Genomic DNA, 16463 nt, shown 5'->3' on the forward strand with positions numbered 1-16463 from the left:
CAGCCTTACTGCAATGAACACCATACCCTTATCCGCAGAAATGGCGGACGGGTTCGTTAGCGATGAAACTAGAATGGCTTTTACGGGTTTGGCAAGATAACAAATCTGTAATTTCGCCCACACAAAAAGAACTTTACATTATAAAGTTCTTTTGAGATGATGAATCCATGCTCATGAATGAGCGGGAATTCATACGGTGAGGAGGCCGTGGGAACATGTCAGATCCTTTGACGCTGAAAAACGATATCGATTACATGAAGGCCTTGGCTCAGGATGGGGGCCGCCGCCCGATCATCAACGGCGGGGCGCTGTTCTGGGCCGGCATTATGTTTGGGGCCGCCAGCCTTATCCATTACGGATTCTGGACGCAAATGATCCCGTTACCTAATCCGTGGTTCCTGGCCGCTAACTGGCTGGTGGCCGGGCTGATTTATGGCGTTCTGGCGACTTTGAGCATCCGCAGCTCAATCAGAAAATACGGACATGGCGGCACCATGAATGTCGCTATCGGCAATATCTGGTCAGGTATCGGCTTTGCTATTTTTGTGATTGCCATGTGCCTGATCGTGGCTGGCACCCACATGGAGCAGATGGAAGCGACCATGTCGATGCTGGCCCCGGCGATCCTTGTGCTATATGGCCTCGGCTGGTGGATCGTGTCAGCCATTTCCGGTCAGGGCTGGCTGAAGTTTGTCTGTTTTGGTGCGTTTCTGGGGGCCGCAGGCACCTCCTTTATGGCGGGTGAACCGGAGCAGTTTCTGGCCTATACGGCCTGTCTGATCCTGTTTGCGACCGTGCCGGGTATGATCATTATGTTACAGGCAAAAAAGGCGTAAGCGCTGATGGACGATTTTAATATCGAGCGTATTGATGACGTCATCCACGGGCGGTTAAGGCTGGGGGTCATGGCCTATCTGTCGACCGCTGGGTCTGCGGATTTCACCACGCTCAAGCAGAAAACCCAGTCCAGCGATGGCAATCTGTCGGTGCAATTGCGCAAGCTTGAGGAGGCTGGTTATGTCGAGATATCTAAGGCCTTTGTGGGTAAAAAACCGCAAACGACGGTGATCCTGACTGAGGCCGGACGCGCGGCCTTTGTGACCTACCTTGAGGCCATGCGTAAGCTGATTGATGAAACCTCTGCCTGACAGCCCCTGCCCTGTGCCTGTCAGACGATGAGAAAAGCCCCGGTTCCCGCCGGGGCTTTTTAGCTACTTCGCCGTCCAGATAAAGCGCACGCCGTCCTTACCGTCAGATTGCGGGCCGGGGCTGTCGGCGGTGATAGCGCGGGTTTTTGGATCAAGGCGCAGGAAACGGTGATTGACCAGAGACATCAGAGCCAGTTCACCAGTCGGGGTTTCGATCCACTGAAAGCTTTCGGACCTGGCGGGCTGACCGGTTTTTAGGCTAACCGAGCCATTATCCGCCACGCTGATATAGGCGTAGCCAGTTTTCAACGCGGCGCGGCCCAATCCCATATCGATGACGTCAAACGGCGCGGGTTTGCCGGAGGCCAGCTTGCCCCCTTTGACCGACAAACCCGATTGCGACTGATCGCTTTTCAGGGTGATCGTACGCCCATATGGGATGGGTTTCATCAAACCTTGCGGATAAGGCTCATGGATGTCGATGGCGTCAAAATCGGCATGGCCACCCTCAATGCCTGATGTGTTGTAATTAAACAGGCTGTAGCGCACGCCCTGAAAGGTCTTGAGCTGAAAGACCATCGTGAACTCATCGCCAATGGGCGTGAAGGTCTTACCATCCGTCGAATAGCTGAAACGGGCCTTTTCGGTCAGGAAATTACAGTCGGCCCTCAGCCATACGCGCGGGGTCGTGATTTTGACGCGGACAGCCTTACCTGTCTGCTGATCAAATTGCGCCAGCGTCAAACCCTCCGCCATTTTCTCCACGCCAATCCACGCATAAGGCCGGTTCAGAAGCGCCAGCCCCGCTACATCGCCGTCTTTCAACCCGTCGGTTTCCAGAGTAGCGGTGGGTGTTGACATCGGCCCGATAGCGCGCTGGGTCAGGCTGTTTTTGGCATCCCAGAACGAGGTCGCGGGCAGGGATTTCAGCCGCAAATAACCGGGCCGCTCAGTCAGCGACCATTTGCCATCGACCGGCACATGGTTCCATTGCCAGACGGGTTTCAGCGCCGTATCCGAGAACTCATCGCTGCGTTCATAAGGGGTACGGATGGGCTGAACGTCCTCCGTTTTCGGCTTGACCCAGGTGCGCGGATTGCGCCCCAGATTTCCGGGCAGACCAAAGTAAGGCCAGCCGTCCTTCCACGTAACCGGCGACAGGGCCAAAAGCCTTCCGACCGAATTATAATCCATCATCGAAAAGCCCCACCATTCGCCTTGCGGGGTCTGAACGATCCCGCCCTGATGCAGAGACATGCGGCCATTAGGGGCCAGATTAGGCGGATTGATAGTAAAGGGCGGTGTGTCACCCCGCCCCCACATATCACTCAGACGATAGCCTTCCATCAGGCCGAAATCCTCATCAATACTGATGGCCGGATTAACCTCATAGGGCCCAAGAATGTGATCGGCACGGGCGGCCGGCATCTTCATGCGGCCTTCGTACCAGGCGCTGGTGATATAGTATTTGCCATCGAACTTATAGAAATGCACGCCTTCGCCCATGCCGGCATTGGGGGGAATAATCTCTCTCTCGGAACCCGGCACAATGTCGCTCAGATCATCGGTCAACTGGGCGATCTTGATGCCCTGATAGCCCCAGATGGCATAGACCTTGCCGTCATCATCGAACAACACCGACAGGTCGTGCATGGAACGCTTCATCTCGGTGCGCGTCCACGGCCCCTTTGGGTCGGTGGCGGTGAAAATCTGGGTTTTCTGACCGTTTACATTGCTGAAGATATAGAACGTGCCGTTGTGATAGCGAAAGCTGGGGGCCCAGATGCCCTGACCATAGATGCCTTTGCCGTCCTCAAGCCGGAATTGCGGGCCGAGGTCGAGTTTATCCATCGCATAGGTGACAAACTCCCAGTTGACGAGGTCTTTTGAGCGCAAAATCGGCAGACCGGGCATGGTGTGCATGGTCGTGCCGGTCAGATAAAACCAGTCACCGACACGGATCATGTCGGGGTCTGAAAACTCATCGTAAAACAGAGGGTTGGTAAAGGTGCCGTTACCATTATCGGCCGTCCAGGTTTTGGACGTCTCAGCCCATGCAGATACCGCCATCCCGCTTAATAGCGCGGCGATGCACAACGATTTCCAGACCATGTTTGCTCTCCCTGATGTTTTGCCTTTACGGCTTTTCAGGAGAGATTAAATGGCCGGAAACCGGCACGCAACTAAAAACTCAGACAATATAAGCAAGAACCCCCACCACCGCGCATAGTGCGCGCGGCCCCCCTCCCCGGCATGCCGGGGAGGTATAAATCTCATGAGTTCCTTATGCGGTCCAACCGCCGTCGACGGATATATGGGTGCCGGTAATCGATTTGGCCGCATCCGAACACAGGAAGGCAAACGTTTCGGCGATGTCATCTTCCTCGACGAATTTCTTGGTCGGTTGCGCGGCCAGCAGCACGTTCTTGATGACCTCGTCTTCGGTGATGCCGCGGGCCTTGGCCGTGTCGGGAATCTGCTTTTCGACCAACGGGGTCAGCACATAGCCGGGACAGACGCAGTTGCAGGTAATGCCGAACTCGGCCCCCTCAAGCGCAATCGTCTTGGTCAGGCCCAAAATACCGTGTTTGGCCGCGACATAGGCCGACTTGAATGGCGAGGCGACCAGCGCGTGGGCCGACCCCATATTGACGATCCGGCCCCAGCCCTTGGCCTTCATAGCCGCAAAGCTGTGGTGGATGGTGTGGTAGGCCGAGGTCAGGTTGATGGCGATGATAGCATCCCACTTGGCCGCCGGAAACTCCTCGATCGGCGACACGAACTGGATACCAGCATTGTTGATCAGAATATCGACGCCACCCAGTTTCGATTGCGTGGTTTTCACCAGATCTTCGATCTGATCCGGCTTGGTCAGGTCGGCGCCATGAAACCCGACCTCGACACCGTAGTCTTTGGCGATACCGGCGCGAATGGCCTCGATCTCAGCGGCATCACCAAGCCCGTTGAGCATGACATGAGCGCCTTTGGCAGCCAGCGTTTTAGCTACAGCCAAGCCGATGCCGCTGGTGGAGCCAGTCACCAGAGCGGTTTTACCTTTAAGCATGTGTAAGTCCTTTAAAATGGGGAGGTTGAGGACGGTAAATTATTCTGGGGGCGTTTCGCCAGATGTGGCGTCAGGTGTAGCGTCTGGCAGATCACCCTTGACGATGGCCTTGGCGTTCGCTGCCGTATTAAGCGCCTGCTTGCCGCATTGTTCAACGAATTGCATAGTGGTGCGGGCCTGATTTTCGGAATATTTGACACAGGTTTGCGTCCACTCTTTCTGCAGGTCGGTCAGGCCCTGCGGGTCACGCACGGCCGACGCCTCCTTCATCAGGCGCACGGCATCCTCGGCAAAGGCTGTGGTCTGAGAGGCGTAACGATGGGATGAGGCGCTGATCATCTCGATCAGGTTGAGCAGGCTGCGCGTCGCGAGTTGCTGCTGCGCCCCCATAAGCTTAAGGCCCTGCTCGAACGGTCCGTGATTGGTCATGGCGCAACCTTTCCCCAAAGTGAAGCGAGTGCCCACCCTAAAGCGCAATCCGGGACGTGCCAAGAGTTTGTTGACGGTTCCCGTCTGTAAATTGTGTGACAAAGCCTATGGTAGCCAAAGGGCTTTTTCATGGCGGCCTAAATCAGTTTATCAGCATCGTCCCCAGCAGGACCGTCGCCCCTGATTTTTTAAGCACCTGATCGGTGGCCGCCTGAAGCTCACGGGTGATAAAGCCCGGATCGATCAGGCTGTTCTCGCGCAGGCGCAGGCCATAGGCCTGAATACGACTGACATAGGCATCACGCAGACGCGGGATATAGACCGGTATCAATTCGGCCAGCTTGGGGTCTTTGACATCCAGGCCCATCTCTATGGTCATGGTCGCATGGCGACCATCACGACGCGGAATATAGACGCTGATCATCGGGAACTGGGTGAAGCTGGGGCCGCCGCCCTTTTTCTTTTCCTTGGGCGCACCGCCGGCAAAGGCCTGCGGTACAACCGCACAGGCAAGGGCGGGCATCAGTAAAGCGGTGAGAAGGTGACGGCGTTTCATGATGTTCAACCTAGATTAATCTGGTTTATTTTGAGTAAGTCATCATGCTTAATTTCAATTAACCCTGATTTATCAAGGCTTAAAGCTTGAATTAACAGGTTTGCTGTAGTCTTTTTCGCATCGGCACAAGATCATACGGGCGAATGTCAAACCTGACCTATCAAACCTTGCGCGCGCAGCGAAAAATCAATCCGGCGGCGGTAAACATACTGGTCGTTGAGGATCATGATGCCTCACGCCGCATGATCCTTGAGCTTCTGCGCGGCGCGGGCTTTACGCGGTTGCTGCCCGCTCGGTCCGCCGAAGAGGCGATCGGGTTCCTGATGTCGCACAATCCGGATCTGATGCTGCTCGACTGGGAATTGCCAGGCATGTCAGGCGTTGAACTGGTTCAGGCCCTGCGCCGGGCAGCCGTAGAAGACGACCCTCGTTTTCTCAATCCCAAAATGCCGGTACTGATGCTGACCGGACGGCAAAAATCCCAGGACGTTACCCATGCCCGCAACTGCGGGGTCGATGAGTTTGTCATCAAGCCCTTCTCGACCGCGGGGCTGCTTAAGGCGGTGCTGGCGACCCTGACGCGCACGCGCAATTTCGTGATTTCACCGGCCTATATTGGCCCATGCCGCCGCCGCAAATCCCATACGACCTATCAGGGCGTATTGCGCCGGATCGACGATATCGAGCAGGCCGCCGATAAGGTTCAGCGCGACATGTTCCACCAAACCTTATCGGTGGAGTTGAATTCCCTGCGCGTGCTGATGCAGGCGCGCGGTGGACTGGACCGGAAACTGCTCGACTATATGGTCGGACGGATCATGCAGACCGAGAAAAGGGCGCGGGAACTGCGCCTCGAGTTGATCGAGCAGACTACACATTCTTTAAACGATTATGCGGTATTATTTGGGGAAGACGTTGAACCCGAAGTGGTCAGTATACACATCGACACCCTGACGCGGCTGAATGAGATCGACGTGGACGATCACCGCGAAGCCCTCAAAACCGTGCAGCAGTTAGAGCGTCTCGTAACCAAGCGTAAAAAATCCCGAAAACTAGTCGCCTGAGATTAACAAAAATGAACGCGCTCGCCCGAAAAATGAATGAAACCCAGATGGCCGGCATGCAAACGACCACCGGCCGCGATGTGCGCAATCTGGCCAGTCTGGGGGAAACCGCCTCGACCAGCCGGGTGCTCAACCTGTCGCAGGTCTATCTGAGCAGTTCAAAAGACAAAGATTATCTGATGAAGCCTTTCTTCAAGGACAGTCAGATGAACAAGGCGATCCTGGTCAAGCACACCCTGCGTTCCAATGAGCGCATGTTGTTCTCACGCCACCGCCGGACAGCGACCAAGGTGATTTTACCGTTCGACCCCAATGATCTGAAGCTGGGCGGGCGTTCGGTGTTCGTCAACCAGATCGGTTTTGACAGCTTCGCCCGCACCTATTTCAACACCGATGACTTCAATCAGAACTACGATGTGCAGGTCTTAAAGCTTCTGGATGCCTTGCCGTCACTTGATCCGTTTCTGGTGCGTGAACACCTGTCACGCAGTGGCTACAAGCCGGCGACCTGTTACCTCAAAATTTCGCCGGTTGATGTCCAGCAGATGATCGGCTTTGCCAATGCCGAGATTGAACGGCTGGTGATCACCGCCTTTGGTGAGGCTTTACAGTACCGTTCCGTCAAGCTGGCGGGCAAGATTTTGTCCAATGAACTCGACAAAGAACTGTGGCCGCTGAAATCGACCCTGCGCATGACCGATGAAGAGTTCTCGGACGGCATTTTCTCGTGGCGCGGCTTTCTCTATTTCAAGTGGCGTCACATCGAGCTTCAGGACGAAATGCGCAAAGTGTTGGAGGGCCTGGGCAACTATCAGCCCTATAACACCTCCGAAGACAGCATCAAAGAATACCTCAAGGAGGGGCGGCCCCGTCTGGCGCGCGGTATCGCCGAAGCCATCAAACGCGTGGGTCGGACGCTGGCCGTCTATGATCAGGCCTATGCCGCGCTGGTCGAACAGAAAAACCCCGGCCCCTTCCGCCGGTTCCTGCTGGATGGTCCCAGCCTGTTTTACGAACTGGGCGAAAACATCGGCATTTTAGGCCATATCGGCTCCTTCTGGAAATACCGCATGGTTCAAAGTGGTCCGCATATGCGCCTGTCGGCCCCGGAATTTGCCGACATGCTTATGGATTTCGAAGATAGCCTCCTGAACATCACCCATCATGACAGCGTGGCCTTTTAGGATGGCCGTGCAATCATCCGAGTAACAAAGAGTACCCTATGGCCGCGGTCGCAAAAGCCTTAACTCAGAGCCATTTCAAGACGACGCGCGAAGTGCGCAATCTGGGCAATCTGACCTTTACCTCGGCCACCAGCCGGGTGCTTAACCTCGCGCAGGTCTATGTCTGGTACGCGGATGATCCGACCTACAAAGACCAGCCGTTTTTCGAGAACAGCCAGCTTAACCGTGCTATCATTTTAAAGCACAGTTTGCGGGTCAATGAACGCGGGCTTTATCACAACCAGCGCCGTCAGGTGACCAAGGTCATCCTGCCGTTTGACCCCCACGATCTGCGTTTGGGCGGGCGTTCGTTTTTCATCGATCAGATCGGCTTTGATCAAACGCTTAAGACCTATCTCAACATGGACGATCCGGCCAAGAGCCCGGATGTGCGCATCCTGAAATATCTCGATCAGTTGCCGTCGCTCGACCCGTTTTTGGTGCGCGATACGCTTGCGCGCAAAGGCGTCAAGCCGGCGCTATGTTATCTGCGTCTGTCATCGGCCGACCTTACACGTATGGCCAGCTTCACCAGCGCGGAGATCGAGCGTCTGGTGCTGGAAGCCATTGGTGTCGATTCCGGCAAGGCCTCGCTGAAACTTGGCAACAAGATATTGTCGGATAAGCTCGACCTCGAACTGCGGCCGCTGCAAAAGGCGCTCGGCATGTCGGACGAAGAGTTCCGCGACGGCATATTTTCGTGGCGCGGTTTTCTTTATTACAAATGGCGCCATGTCGAGCTTCAGGACGAACTGCGCGAAGTGCTGACGGGGCTTGGTTCCTATCAGCCATCAGGCTCATTTGACGAGCTGACCAAGGACTATCTGCGCAAGGCCCGCCCGCGGATTGCGCGCGCCATCGTGGACACCCTGACCAGAGCGGGCCGCACCCTGCACAGCTACGATATGGCCTACAATTCGCTGGTTAAAAGCCGCGATCCGGCCCCGTTCCGCCGGTTCCTGTTTAATGGCCTGAGTTTGTTTGCAGAGCTTGGGGAATCGATCGGGACGCTGAACCACGTTTCATCGTTCTGGACATTCCGGATGCAGAAAACCCAGAATGGCCGCAAACAGCTATCGAGCGCAGAATTCGCCGACATAATGATGGATTTCGAGGCCAGCCTGGCCCACGCTATCAAGAACCGTCATAGTCAGACCAACTGAGCCTGCAGCATTGTTGATAGGGTTGATGATCCGACTCGTCCAACCGGATCAGTGGAGTCCAACATTTAGATAAGTCGCGGATTAAGCATTAAAGCCGCCAATCCAGATGCCGTGAAAACAGCAAGAAAGCACAACATAGATAGGCCTAAACACTTTCTGGCTTCACCAGAGGCGCGGCGGAAACTATGTCCGAAGGCCAGCAATATGAACCAATTCAGCAGGATAAAAGGCAGGATTGGGAAACTTTTGATGTAGACGGCACAAATCAGCATCACTGCCGAAACCGCCACGCCAAACACTAGTAACCATCTGTATTTATGAGATGAATCCATCACTCCACCTGCGCTTCGACCTTGGCGAGGGTTTCGCGGGCTTCGTCGGCAGCGCGCTGACGCTCCCACATGCCATGATAGATGCCCTCAAGCCGCATAAGCTGGTGGTGGGTGCCGCGCTCGGCCACCACGCCATCTTTCAGCACCAGAATCTCATCGGCACCCACAACCGTCGACAGGCGGTGCGCGATCACCAAGGTCGTGCGGTTTTGCGAAACTTCATCGAGAGACGCCTGAATTTCGCGCTCGGTATGGGTATCAAGCGCCGAGGTTGCTTCATCAAGGATCAGGATCGGCGGGGCTTTGAGCAAGGTGCGTGCAATGGCCACGCGCTGCTTTTCACCGCCCGACAGTTTCAAACCGCGCTCACCGACTTCGGTATCAAATCCCTTGGGCAAGGAGGTGATAAAGTTTGAAATCTGGGCCTTGTCCGCCGCCGCTTCGATCTCGGCGCGTGACGCGCCCGCCCGGCCATAGGCGACATTATAAGCGATGGTGTCGTTAAACAGGACGGTATCCTGCGGCACCATACCAATAGCATGGCGCAGGGAGGCCTGATTGACGGTGCGGATATCCTGACCGTCGATTTCAATCGAGCCGCCCTTAACGTCGTAAAACCGGAACAGCAGCCGTGAAATGGTCGATTTACCGGCACCCGAAGGCCCGACAATCGCGACGGTTTTGCCCGCCGGGACTTCAAACGACACCCCTTTCAGGATCGGCCGGTCGGCATCGTATGAGAACACCACATCTTTAAACGCCACGGCTCCGGCAGCGATCTTAAGGTCGGCGGCATTGGCATCATCGACCACTTCGGCGGGCTCATCCAGCAGCTTGAACATCGAATCCATATCGACCAGCGAGGTGGTGATTTCGCGGTAGAGCGTGCCGATGAAATTGAGCGGGATGGAAAGCTGCATCATGAAGGCGTTGATCATCACAAAATGACCGACCGTCTGGGTGCCGCGCGACACTTCGTACGCCGACATCAGCATCACAATCGTCATGCCGATCGAGAAGATGATCGCCTGGCCCAGGTTCAGCCAGGCCAGAGACGTATAGGTCTTGATCGCGGCTTTTTCGTAATCGCCGGTGGCTTTGTTATAGCGGTTGGATTCGAGCGTCTCATTGCCGAAATATTTGACGGTCTCAAAATTCAACAGGGAATCGACGGCCTTGGACATGGAGTCGGTGTCGGCATCGTTCATATCCTTGCGGATCTGAATGCGCTTATTCGACGCCCAGACCGAGAACCAGACATAGATCACCACCGTGACCACGACGACGACCACATACATGACGCTGAACTGGTTGGCGATGATGGCCGAGGTCAGCACAAACTCGATCAGGGTCGGAATGGCGATCATCATGGTCAGGCGGATGATGGTCTCAATGCCCGTCTTGCCGCGCTCAATCACCCGCGACAAACCGCCGGTGCGACGCTGCAGGTGGAAGCGCAGCGACAGATTATGCAAATGGACAAAGGTGCGGTTGGCCAGACCCCGCACGGCATGTTGGCCGACCGCCGCAAACAAAGCGTCGCGCACCTGATTAAAGCCGTTGGACAGCAACCGCGCCACGCCATACGCCACCACCAGAATGATCGGTGAGGCAATCAAAAGCCCTAACACCTCCGGCGCCTCGCCTTCGCCGGATAAGGCGTTAGTCGCCCATTTATAGGTGTACGGAATAAAGACCGTCAGCACCTTACCCAGTAGCATGAACACCATCGCCAGCACGACCTGCATCTGAAGGTCGGCGCGGTCCTTTGGCCACAGATAGGGCTTCAAAAAGTCGATGGTGCCCTGAAAGCTGGCGTTGGGTCGCATCATAGGTGATTGCGGTGCAGAGTTAGGATCGGCCATCTATTCAGGCACTTTCGGCAAAGGCTTTAGGAGTCACGCCTATATAGGGCGATGCGCTTTTAAAACCAAATCTTGCAGTGATTTATTTTGAGCCTTTGAAATTTTATCCAGTTCCGATAATGTTTGATCATAAATAATCACATGGGAGACTGCCCGATGCTGACCCGCCGTTTGTGTATTGCCGCCGCATTGGCCTGCCTGACCGCGCCGGCCTTCGCCACCGAGGCGCTTAAGCCGATCCGGGTGATACTGGTTGGCGATTCGACCATGACCGACAAATCCGGCTACGGCAAAGGCTTCTGCGCCCAGTTCAAACCGGAAGCGGTGACCTGCGTCAATGCCGCCCGCGGCGGGCGTTCCTCCAAAAGCTACCGCGTCGAAGGCCTGTGGGATAAGGTCATGGCCGATCTGCCGGTCGGGAATTTCGATAAGACCTATGTGCTGATCCAGTTCGGGCACAATGACGGATCATGGCGGCCGGAGCGGCGCACCGACGTGGAAACCGAATTCGGCCCGAATATGCGCAACTATGTCTATGACGTGAAAAAGGCCGGGGCTGTGCCGGTGCTGGTCACACCGTTGACCCAACGCCATTTCAAGAATTTCAAGGTTCAGAACGACCTGCTGCCGTGGGCGCAGGTCACCCGCCTGATCGCCCGCACCACCGATACCACCCTGATCGACCTCTATGCCGAAGGACAATCAAAAGTGCAGGACATGGGCATCGCGGAATCGCTCACGCTCGCGGGTCAACCGGTGCCGCAAAATGTGCTGGATGCGGCACCGTCCGGCACGACCGTGCCTGCGGTATTCACCGACGCCTCTCAGGGCCAAGGCAGCGCGCAGGCCTTTGATTATACCCACACAGGCCCCAAGGGATCGGAATACTTCGGCAAGATGGTGGTCGACCTGTGGGTCAAGGCCGACCCGAAAATAGCCGCCTATGTGGGCGCCCCGAATTAGGGCCCAAATTAGAAAGTGGTGGCAAATAACCATAGGCCAACCTTCTCCTCCCTACACAGTGGGGAGGTGCCGAGCCTGCCGAGGCGGAGGGGTACCTTGACGGGCGGTTATACCCCTCCGTCACATCGCTTCGCTCAATGACACCTCCCCATAAAATGGGGAGGAGGAAATATCGTGAACTGCAATCTTAAATTGTCACCACAGCCTAGGCCAAAGCCATAAGTTCGTGACGGATCACCTCAAAGCCCTCATCGGCATGAGGGGGTTCAAAAAACCCGCTGACAATGCCGAAATCGCGGCTGGTAGCGGCGAAGTTGTGCGCGCCGCTGAGGTTGCGGGCTTTCAGCCGCTGACGGCAGACCTCATCCGGCGTATCCAGAAAATGCAGTTCGTGAGCCGCATTGGCATTGACGCAGAGCTGGCGCATCCAGCGACGCTGATTACGGGTATTGGCCGGAAAATCAAGTACGACCGACAGCCCTGCCCGCAGCAGGTCCTCCACATGGGGGCCGACCACATCACGCAGCTTGGCCGAATAAAACACATAGTCATCAAGATTTGAGATCTGGTTCTTATAGAGCCGCGCCAGCCAGGCGTCTTCGCTGATCGCCACCGTGTGCGGGCGCGTGGCCAGCTTGGTCGACAGGGTCGATTTACCCGCGGCGATCTTGCCGCACAGCATGTAAAGTTTCGGCTGGGAATTTAGCGACATGGTGGATCCTTTAAGTAGATTGGTACTCAGGAAGCCAGGCATAAAAAAACCCGCCTCCTGGGCGGGTTGGCGACGGTTCTGACCTCAGACGCGCTCTATCCCACCACCGGTTCGGTGATGATAATAATCGCGGCGGCTACGATGAAAGCGGTCTTGGTCATGGCTATCTGATTACAGGCTGAGGGGCTGGCTGTAAACCCCTATATCGCACAGCCATCCGGCCCACACGCTTCACCCTCTGCGCTCTGAGGCGCAATGTCTTTCCATGCGGATTCCAATGCCTGCGCAAAGGCTTCCGGCGGCTGGGCCCCTGACAGGGCATAGCGGTTGTTCAGCACAAAGAACGGCACGCCCTGCGCCCCACGCGCAGTGATAAATTCCTGTTCTTCTCGTACCGTATCGGCATAGCGGTCGGTTTTCAGAAACGCCGTCACGGCCTCAGCCTCAAGGCCGACCTCTGCGGCCAAAGCGACCAGCATCGCATCGTCAAACAGCGACTGTTCTTCGGTGAAATTGGCGCGGTAAAGCCGCTCAATCATCGCTTCGGCCAGGCCATGATCTTCGGCCAGCTTGATCAGGCGGTGGGCCTTCAGCGTATCCCCGTTCAGGGTGTTTTCCAAATGGTAGTCAAGCCCGACGCTTGCCGCCATCTGAACCACCCGCGCCTGATTTTGAACGACCTGCTCCGGGGTCATGCGGTATTTCAGTTGCAGCATGTCTTTGACCGGCGTCACCGGCTGATCCGGCGACAAACGAAAGGCATGGTGATGCACTTCGACCTGATCGTGGCCCGCGAAATCTTTCAGCGCGATCTCGAACTGGCGCTTACCGATCCAACAGAACGGGCAGATAATATCCGACCAGATATCAACACGCAGGGTTTCAGGGGCAACGGTCATGGTTGAGCCTTTCGTTTCGGCTTATATCGGTGTGGGAGGCATTGCGTACAAGCAGGCAGGTTAAGGTAACTGCACCTAAGGCCGGTCGGCCCGCACCAGTGACGGTACGGGTGCGGACAACCGCCAGACGACCTTATCAGAGGTCTTGGGGCTTTCGGCGGTGACTTCGTTGATGCCTTCTTTAAGGATCACGGATTTAAAGATCACGATCCCGCCCACCGGCTTTTGCGTGCCGATAACCGCGCCGTTAAGTTTCAGGGTCACACTCGGCTGATTGCTATAGACCTTAACGTCGGTCGAGGCGGCTTTGCGGTCAACATAGCGGCGTGAGGTGATGTAGACCAGCGGGGCCTGCGACCACTGGGCCTTGTAGAAATAAAACGCATCTTTCTTGACCCTACGATCATAGGTGATCAGGCCCTTATCATTGATACCCGCCTGTTCGCCTTCGTTGCGGCTGTCTGATGCCGCATCAAAACCCTGCCAGACGAACTTGCCCCAGATGAAAGGGCGGCGCGACAGTTCGGCCCAATTCGCTTCGTGGTACAGGGTCTGATATTGCTCAGGGTGCCAGCCGGAGGTGGGATCAGTGCGCCCCGCCGGGTCCTGCTGATGGCCCGCGCTGCCGCCCGCGCCATACTCGGTAACGGCGAACGGCTTTTCCGGAAAAGCTTTGTGGAATCCATCGGCCCAGGTGCCCATTTTGGCGAAGTCATCAGCATACCAGCCGAAATAGCGATTAAAGCCAATCAACTGGCTCTGCATCGCCTTGGGGTCGTTATCGGCTTGGCAGCAGTGGGCATAGATGGTCGGGCGGCTGTCGTCTTCTTCAATCGCTATATTGTTCAGTTCCATCAGGATATTGGCGACATGGGGCTCGGTGGCATAGACCTCATTGCCCAGCCCCCAGGCGATGATGCTGGGGTGGTTGATGTTCTGACGGATCAGTTCACGCACCTGCTGGGCAGCATTGGCGCGGAAGGCTTGCGTATCCGCCACGGTCGCATTCACTGGCACTTCGGTCAGGATCAGTATGCCACGCCGGTCAGCCTCCTCATAGGCGCGCTGAGCGTGGGGATAGTGGACCAGCCGCACGCCGGTCACACCCAGTTCATCCAACATATCAAAGTCTTCGGAAATATCGGTATTGCTCATCGCCGCCCCAACGCCTGAGCGGCTGGCGTGCAGGTTAACGCCGTGGACCGGATAGGGTTGACCGTTTAGCAGCAGGCCACGAGTTGCATCAAACTCAACGGTACGTACGCCGAACGGGGTCACGACCCGATCGAGCAGGCCGCGGTCTTCGGACACCTCGGTGACTACATTATAGAGGTGCGGATCGACGCGGCCATTCCACAATCTGGGCCGTACGATAATGCCGGCCTGATTGAGTTGCACGGTTTGCCCGGCCCGCAAACGTGCCCCTTTGGACAGGGACAGAACCTCGCGCCCTTCGCTGAAGACACGGGTGCGAACAATCAGGTTAGCGTTGCCTTTGCGGCTATTGCGCAAAGATGTGACAATATTCAGTTGCGCCTCACGCCGGGCATTAAGCGTAGCCGTCACCGCCACCCCCGGCGATCCATGATCGAGCATATCAAACCCGGCATCGCTCGTCTGGATCAGCGACACACCGCGATACAGCCCGCCGAAGATGGTGAAATCCCCGCCCAAAGGCGCAATGTGTGGCCAGGCGGCATTATCGACACGCACAGCAATAAGGTTTTGACCGGCCTTAACCGCCGGTGTGATATCAAAGCGGAAGGTCGAATAGCCGCCGTCATGGCGACCGATACGCGTGCCATTGACAAACACTTCGGTGACTAATGCCGCGCCGTCAAACTGCAGATAAAGCCGGTCGCGCGCCGTCAGTGGCTTAAGATCCAGCGTTTTGCGATACCACCCGGCCCCGCGGTAATAGGTTCCGCCATCGGCACCATCACCGGCATTGAAGGTGTGCGGCAAAGTAACCTTAAGCCATGCCTTATCGTCGAAACCGGCCCCTGACGCGGCAGGAATGTCTTCGCGCTTGAACACCCATCCGGCATTGAGCGAGGACGTCTGACGCGCCTCGGCGGCGGGCCCCATGATCGTCAGAACGGCCAGCAGGGCCATAAGAAGTGCGCGCATTCCGTTTCCTCTTGTTTCTCATACGGTTGTAACGGCCACAAATTTCGAGTCAACCAACCGACATTGTCTCTGGCGGTTAGGCGGCTTTGCGGGCATAAAGATGGCCGCATAAAAATAAAACGGGGAAGTCTCTATGAAGTTCGTACGCTTTGCGTTCGCGGCTATACTGATGGCCAGCGCCAGCCATGCTTACGCCTGCGGGCCTGATGCGCTGGGCACCACGCGCACGCTGACGATTTCAAACGATAAGGGGCAGGCCTATGGCACCGCCCAGCACGGGCCCTTAGCCTTGGCGAAAGATGAAGTCGTCATCACCTTTGACGACGGCCCGCGCCCGGAAACCACCCCGCGCGTGCTGGCGGCGTTGAAAGACCAGTGCGTCAAGGCGACCTTTTTCATGCAGGGCAATAATATGATCGCCTATCCCGATCTGGCAAAGCAAGTCGTGGCGGACGGCCACAGCGCCGGTCTGCACAGCTATAAGCACGACCATATGAATAAGCTGTCGCCTGCCGATCAGGTTAAGGACTTTGATGCCACCCGCGAAGCTGCCACCAAAGTTCTGGGTAAATCCGCTGCGCCATTTTACCGGTTTCCTTACCTCGGTGAAACGCCGGATCTGATGAATGCCCTCAAGGTCAGCGGCTATACGGTCTTTTCGATCGATGCCGGCGCCAATGACTGGGAAGTTGGCGAAACCCCGCAAACGGTCACCGACCGGCTAATGAAAAATCTGGAGGATAAGGGCGGCATTATTTTGCTGCACGATGCGCAGGAAGTTACCGCTCAGGCCATGCCGCTCATCCTGAAAACCCTGAAAGACAAGGGTTATAAGGTGGTTCATATTGAGCCCGCCCCCTAATCACGCCATCTGAATTTAAGGCTGGACACACCAAAAATGTTACAATATAACAC

At 56.2% G+C, this 16463-nt stretch carries 16 protein-coding genes; 7 read left to right on the forward strand and 9 right to left on the reverse strand.

The annotated features are described in order from the left end of the window. Positions 1 to 215: 215 nt before the first annotated feature. Both PQU98_RS09350 and PQU98_RS09355 read left to right on the forward strand, forming a co-directional pair. A complete protein-coding gene (locus tag PQU98_RS09350) occupies positions 216 to 836 on the forward strand; it encodes a hypothetical protein (RefSeq protein WP_272744675.1) in 621 nt (206 codons plus the stop codon). A 6-nt stretch (positions 837 to 842) separates the two neighbouring features. Next, entirely contained in the window at positions 843 to 1148 is a 306-nt protein-coding gene (locus PQU98_RS09355) for a winged helix-turn-helix domain-containing protein (RefSeq protein ID WP_272744676.1), read from the forward strand. Between the two features lie 63 nt (positions 1149 to 1211). On the opposite strand, the gene PQU98_RS09360 is transcribed toward PQU98_RS09355, so the two are convergent. The 4 genes from PQU98_RS09360 to PQU98_RS09375 form a co-directional block, all read right to left on the reverse strand. Next, the gene (locus PQU98_RS09360) at positions 1212 to 3260 is read right to left on the reverse strand and encodes a glycoside hydrolase family 43 protein (protein WP_272744677.1); all 2049 of its coding nucleotides are present in this window, start codon (positions 3258 to 3260) and stop codon (positions 1212 to 1214) included. Between the two features lie 172 nt (positions 3261 to 3432). Continuing rightward, entirely contained in the window at positions 3433 to 4212 is a 780-nt protein-coding gene (locus PQU98_RS09365) for a 3-hydroxybutyrate dehydrogenase (RefSeq protein ID WP_272744678.1), read from the reverse strand. 39 nt (positions 4213 to 4251) lie between these two features. Next, on the reverse strand, positions 4252 to 4641 hold the full coding sequence (locus tag PQU98_RS09370; protein ID WP_272744679.1) for a phasin: 390 nt from the start codon (positions 4639 to 4641) through the stop codon (positions 4252 to 4254). Between the two features lie 142 nt (positions 4642 to 4783). After that, positions 4784 to 5197 (reverse strand): Tat pathway signal protein, encoded by a 414-nt coding sequence (locus PQU98_RS09375; RefSeq protein ID WP_272744680.1) that lies wholly within the window; start codon positions 5195 to 5197, stop codon positions 4784 to 4786. Between the two features lie 143 nt (positions 5198 to 5340). Between PQU98_RS09375 and PQU98_RS09380 the strand changes: the two genes are divergently transcribed. The 3 genes from PQU98_RS09380 to PQU98_RS09390 are packed head-to-tail and all read left to right on the forward strand — an operon-like array spanning position 5341 to position 8647. Further along, positions 5341 to 6261 (forward strand): response regulator, encoded by a 921-nt coding sequence (locus PQU98_RS09380; RefSeq protein WP_272744681.1) that lies wholly within the window; start codon positions 5341 to 5343, stop codon positions 6259 to 6261. 11 nt (positions 6262 to 6272) lie between these two features. Further along, positions 6273 to 7445 carry a hypothetical protein gene (locus PQU98_RS09385; protein WP_272744682.1) on the forward strand — a complete coding sequence of 391 codons (1173 nt, stop codon included), beginning with the start codon at positions 6273 to 6275 and terminating at the stop codon, positions 7443 to 7445. A 38-nt stretch (positions 7446 to 7483) separates the two neighbouring features. After that, positions 7484 to 8647: a hypothetical protein gene (locus tag PQU98_RS09390; RefSeq protein WP_272744683.1), complete on the forward strand. Its 1164-nt coding sequence runs from the start codon at positions 7484 to 7486 to the stop codon at positions 8645 to 8647. Between the two features lie 65 nt (positions 8648 to 8712). Here the strand turns inward: PQU98_RS09390 and PQU98_RS09395 are convergent, their stop codons facing one another. Together PQU98_RS09395 and PQU98_RS09400 are read right to left on the reverse strand one after the other, a co-directional pair. Further along, positions 8713 to 8979, reverse strand: a complete 267-nt coding sequence (locus PQU98_RS09395; RefSeq protein ID WP_272744684.1) for a hypothetical protein — start codon at positions 8977 to 8979, stop codon at positions 8713 to 8715. Next, positions 8979 to 10844 (reverse strand): ABCB family ABC transporter ATP-binding protein/permease, encoded by a 1866-nt coding sequence (locus PQU98_RS09400; RefSeq protein ID WP_272744685.1) that lies wholly within the window; start codon positions 10842 to 10844, stop codon positions 8979 to 8981. The genes PQU98_RS09395 and PQU98_RS09400 overlap by 1 nt, the downstream gene beginning before the upstream one ends. A 156-nt stretch (positions 10845 to 11000) precedes the next feature. On the opposite strand from PQU98_RS09400, the gene PQU98_RS09405 reads away from it, so the two are divergent. Continuing rightward, entirely contained in the window at positions 11001 to 11807 is an 807-nt protein-coding gene (locus PQU98_RS09405) for an SGNH/GDSL hydrolase family protein (RefSeq protein ID WP_272744686.1), read from the forward strand. Between the two features lie 205 nt (positions 11808 to 12012). On the opposite strand, the gene PQU98_RS09410 is transcribed toward PQU98_RS09405, so the two are convergent. The 3 genes from PQU98_RS09410 to PQU98_RS09420 all read right to left on the reverse strand — a co-directional run bounded on the left by PQU98_RS09410 (position 12013) and on the right by PQU98_RS09420 (position 15548). Beyond that, positions 12013 to 12519: a P-loop nucleotide/nucleoside kinase family protein gene (locus tag PQU98_RS09410; protein WP_272744687.1), complete on the reverse strand. Its 507-nt coding sequence runs from the start codon at positions 12517 to 12519 to the stop codon at positions 12013 to 12015. A 200-nt stretch (positions 12520 to 12719) separates the two neighbouring features. Next, a complete protein-coding gene (locus PQU98_RS09415; RefSeq protein ID WP_272744688.1) occupies positions 12720 to 13418 on the reverse strand; it encodes a DsbA family oxidoreductase in 699 nt (232 codons plus the stop codon). A 75-nt stretch (positions 13419 to 13493) separates the two neighbouring features. After that, the gene (locus PQU98_RS09420; RefSeq protein WP_272744689.1) at positions 13494 to 15548 is read right to left on the reverse strand and encodes a glycoside hydrolase family 2 protein; all 2055 of its coding nucleotides are present in this window, start codon (positions 15546 to 15548) and stop codon (positions 13494 to 13496) included. 133 nt (positions 15549 to 15681) lie between these two features. On the opposite strand from PQU98_RS09420, the gene PQU98_RS09425 reads away from it, so the two are divergent. Then, complete coding sequence (locus tag PQU98_RS09425) at positions 15682 to 16410, forward strand: polysaccharide deacetylase family protein (protein ID WP_272744690.1); 729 nt, start codon at positions 15682 to 15684, stop codon at positions 16408 to 16410. The last annotated feature ends 53 nt before the right edge of the window (positions 16411 to 16463 follow it).

The organism is Asticcacaulis machinosus (assembly GCF_028550435.1).
In the GTDB taxonomy this organism is placed as follows: domain Bacteria; phylum Pseudomonadota; class Alphaproteobacteria; order Caulobacterales; family Caulobacteraceae; genus Asticcacaulis; species Asticcacaulis machinosus.

Bases quoted from the DNA above. Each gene is read 5' to 3' on its own strand.
- PQU98_RS09410 (WP_272744687.1), bottom strand. From the start codon at position 12,519: ATGTCGCTAAATTCCCAGCCGAAACTTTACATGCTGTGCGGCAAGATC.
- PQU98_RS09350 (WP_272744675.1), top strand. From the start codon at position 216: ATGTCAGATCCTTTGACGCTGAAAAACGATATCGATTACATGAAGGCC.
- PQU98_RS09420 (WP_272744689.1), bottom strand. From the start codon at position 15,548: ATGCGCGCACTTCTTATGGCCCTGCTGGCCGTTCTGACGATCATGGGG.
- PQU98_RS09360 (WP_272744677.1), bottom strand. From the start codon at position 3,260: ATGGTCTGGAAATCGTTGTGCATCGCCGCGCTATTAAGCGGGATGGCG.
- PQU98_RS09370 (WP_272744679.1), bottom strand. From the start codon at position 4,641: ATGACCAATCACGGACCGTTCGAGCAGGGCCTTAAGCTTATGGGGGCG.
- PQU98_RS09365 (WP_272744678.1), bottom strand. From the start codon at position 4,212: ATGCTTAAAGGTAAAACCGCTCTGGTGACTGGCTCCACCAGCGGCATC.
- PQU98_RS09415 (WP_272744688.1), bottom strand. From the start codon at position 13,418: ATGACCGTTGCCCCTGAAACCCTGCGTGTTGATATCTGGTCGGATATT.
- PQU98_RS09385 (WP_272744682.1), top strand. From the start codon at position 6,273: ATGAACGCGCTCGCCCGAAAAATGAATGAAACCCAGATGGCCGGCATG.
- PQU98_RS09390 (WP_272744683.1), top strand. From the start codon at position 7,484: ATGGCCGCGGTCGCAAAAGCCTTAACTCAGAGCCATTTCAAGACGACG.
- PQU98_RS09355 (WP_272744676.1), top strand. From the start codon at position 843: ATGGACGATTTTAATATCGAGCGTATTGATGACGTCATCCACGGGCGG.
- PQU98_RS09375 (WP_272744680.1), bottom strand. From the start codon at position 5,197: ATGAAACGCCGTCACCTTCTCACCGCTTTACTGATGCCCGCCCTTGCC.
- PQU98_RS09395 (WP_272744684.1), bottom strand. From the start codon at position 8,979: ATGGATTCATCTCATAAATACAGATGGTTACTAGTGTTTGGCGTGGCG.
- PQU98_RS09380 (WP_272744681.1), top strand. From the start codon at position 5,341: ATGTCAAACCTGACCTATCAAACCTTGCGCGCGCAGCGAAAAATCAAT.
- PQU98_RS09400 (WP_272744685.1), bottom strand. From the start codon at position 10,844: ATGGCCGATCCTAACTCTGCACCGCAATCACCTATGATGCGACCCAAC.
- PQU98_RS09425 (WP_272744690.1), top strand. From the start codon at position 15,682: ATGAAGTTCGTACGCTTTGCGTTCGCGGCTATACTGATGGCCAGCGCC.
- PQU98_RS09405 (WP_272744686.1), top strand. From the start codon at position 11,001: ATGCTGACCCGCCGTTTGTGTATTGCCGCCGCATTGGCCTGCCTGACC.